The following is a 2,638-nucleotide window of genomic DNA, read 5'->3' as shown; positions in this document are numbered from 1 at the left end:
TGTCGGGCCTCTGTGTAGTCCGCGCCGGCGAAATTGAGGGTCTCCAACGCCGCAGACAATTCCTGCTGAGGGAGGGCGTTGGTCAGCCAACCTGAGTTCAGCGATCGCKTCGTCCAGCGGATTGCCTGCTGCGAGCCCTGCGCAAGATCATCGGCGATCGCCAGGGCACGCCCGAGCACGGCGTCCTTCGGTTCGGTGAGGCTTACCAGGCCGATGCGCTCAGCCTCCGCGCCAGTCAGACTTGCTGAAGTGAGTTGGTAGTACTTCGTTTTGGCCATGCCGGCCAGCAGCGGCCAGATCAGGGAAGAATGGTCGCCGGCGACCACCCCGATGCGGGTGTGGCCGTCCAGGAGCAAGGCGTCCTCAGCGGCTACGCTGATATCCGCGAGCAGTGCCATCGACAAACCCCAGCCCACCGCCGGTCCGTTGATCGCCGAGATGAGTGGCTTGTCCATGTTCAGGAGGCTCATGATCCGTCGCCGTTCGTCCTCCATGAGTTCGATCGCATCATCCAGAGTGGGGTCCGGTTGGCGCACGTCCATGCCCGTGCAGAAGCCGCGGCCGGCGCCGGTGATGACGGCGACTCGCGTCTGGGGGTCTCGGTCGACGTCCTCCCAGATTTCGGACAGGTGCTTGAACATCGGCATCGTCAGGGAGTTCAGTCGCTCGGGACGGTTGATGGTGATGAGGAGGACCCCGTTCGGCTTGCGCTCGATCAAGATCTCCTTCGGGTAGCGGCTAAAGATGTCATCCGCGGCCAATGTGCTCATCGTGCTTCTCCTACCTCGACGGTGTTGCCGGTTGTTTCCTTCTGTGCACTTTCGAACGCTTCGAGCTCGGCATAGTGGGCCGGTCGTGCGGTGCGAATGTCGTCCAGAATCGCCTCAGGGGTGCGCACGACAGCCTTGGGGTTCTTGAACTTGGGGATTACGTATTTGCCGAACAGTTCGATCGACTTCATCAGTTCCTTGTGGGGGAGCCCGTCGATGCGCATGACGAGGGAGTCGGCGCCCAAGTCGGCGAATCGCTGGACCTGGGCGACGCAGTCCTCGGGATCTCCTACGATGAAGCCGGACGACTCTTCGAACATGTAACGTTCGTCGTTGAAGTCGAGATGCTTGACGGCTCCCATGTACTGGTAGTCATCGGAGAGTTTCGAGAGGCGCTGGTATGCGTCCGTCGATAGTGCGACTGATTCAGTGAGGCCCCTTGCCCACTTGAGGGCTTCGTCCCGGGTTTCGGCGCAATGCATACCGCCGCCGACCGCGACGAGCTTTTGTGCCTGTCGTGGGTATGTGTGCGTCGCGCCGGCGAGAGCGTCGTCGTAGATGCGGAGCATGTTCTCGAGGAATTCGAAGCCGAGGTAGAAGCCTCCGACAATCGCGCCGACGCCGAGTTCGGCGGCAGTTCGAACAGATTCGGGACTTCCGGTGGCCATGTGGATCGGTGGATACGGAGTTTGAATTCCTTTGGGTACCAGGCTTCGTGGTGGGATCTTGTAGTGCTCGCCCACGAACGAGAAGACATCGTTGTGCAGTGCGCGGCGAATGACTTCGAGCCCTTCAATCTGCTGCGCCTTGTTTTCCGTCGGCGAAACCTCAAAGGCGCGCAGTGCGAGTGTGGTATTGCCTCGGCCGACACCGAGTTCCACGCGGCCGTTGGACAGAATGTCTTCGGTGGCCAGCCTCTCGGCGACCCGAAGCGCGTGGTTGATGCGTGTGGGCAGCAGGGTGACCAGGTGCACGAACCGAATGCGTGTGGTGAGGGCCATCAGGTACGGATAGAGGACCTCCGGGGCGGATGTCGTCGCTGTGCCGATCGCCACGTGCTGCTCAGAAGTGCCGAACGCATCGAATCCCACCTCTTCGGCGAGGAGGACCTCGTCGACGAGCTCCCGGTAACGGTGCTCATGGGTATGCCCTGGGGGCGTTTCGCCCTCGCTCATGAAGATGAATCGCATAGCCACAACCTTTCGTGTGTGAATGCGCATTAACGTGAATGAGCATTAACGTAGAACGAGAGTGTGAGCTTGTCAACACTTGGCGGGCAATCCAGCGCCTTCATTGGGCCCGGCTAGCAACATGCCTGACCAGACGTGAAATCGTGGGGTCCCGCGGGGGAGTGTCGGCCCGCAGCTAACGACGGCAGGTGTCCGTCTGCTGTCCGATTGTGTTAATGAGTGTTACCATTGGTTGCATGGAACTGATCAAGATGGTTGGGCGCGCCGCCTGCGGGTGGTGTGCGACTCTTCATGCGCCGGTCCCTGATTTTTTGGGCTCTCCAGTTGCTGGTGTGAACCATGAAGACTGACCAGATGCCGGCAACGGCGCCAACGGTTCGCCCGTCACGCCGGGAGCTACTGCTAAGAGTCGCCGCCGATCTGTTCCTGCACAAGCCCTACGACTCGGTCACGGTCGAGATGATCTGCGCGAAGGCGGGAATCTCCGCTCCCGGGCTCTATCGTCACTTCCAGAACAAGCAGGCCCTCCTCATCGCAGTGGTGGAAAATCCGTTGGAGTTTCTCCATCAGTCCGCGCGGGCGACGGTGGAATCGGAGCCCGATCCGCGTGCTGCGCTGGACGCCATGGTCGACTTCCACATCAGGTCGGTGCTGTCTGCGGCTCCGACAACGCTAATT

At 60.9% G+C, this 2,638-nt stretch carries 3 protein-coding genes; 1 reads left to right on the top strand and 2 read right to left on the bottom strand.

Features of this window, described 5'->3' with window-relative positions:
- Both AC1DWT_RS50745 and AC1DWT_RS50740 read right to left on the bottom strand, forming a co-directional pair.
- The coding region (locus AC1DWT_RS50745; protein WP_477926211.1) for an enoyl-CoA hydratase-related protein at positions 1-770 on the bottom strand (770 nt) is incomplete at its 3' end.
- Complete coding sequence (locus tag AC1DWT_RS50740) at positions 767-1,960, bottom strand: LLM class flavin-dependent oxidoreductase (protein WP_477926210.1); 1,194 nt, start codon at positions 1,958-1,960, stop codon at positions 767-769. The genes AC1DWT_RS50745 and AC1DWT_RS50740, both read right to left, overlap by 4 nt.
- A 339-nt stretch (positions 1,961-2,299) precedes the next feature.
- On the opposite strand from AC1DWT_RS50740, the gene AC1DWT_RS50735 reads away from it, so the two are divergent.
- On the top strand, positions 2,300-2,638 hold a 339-nt coding region (locus AC1DWT_RS50735), incomplete at its 3' end, for a TetR/AcrR family transcriptional regulator (RefSeq protein ID WP_477926209.1).

Source organism: Rhodococcus sp. P4_B6 (assembly GCF_056402215.1).
The sequence above is the reverse complement of the archived record's forward strand: the minus strand, read 5'-3'. Positions and strand labels throughout refer to the sequence as shown.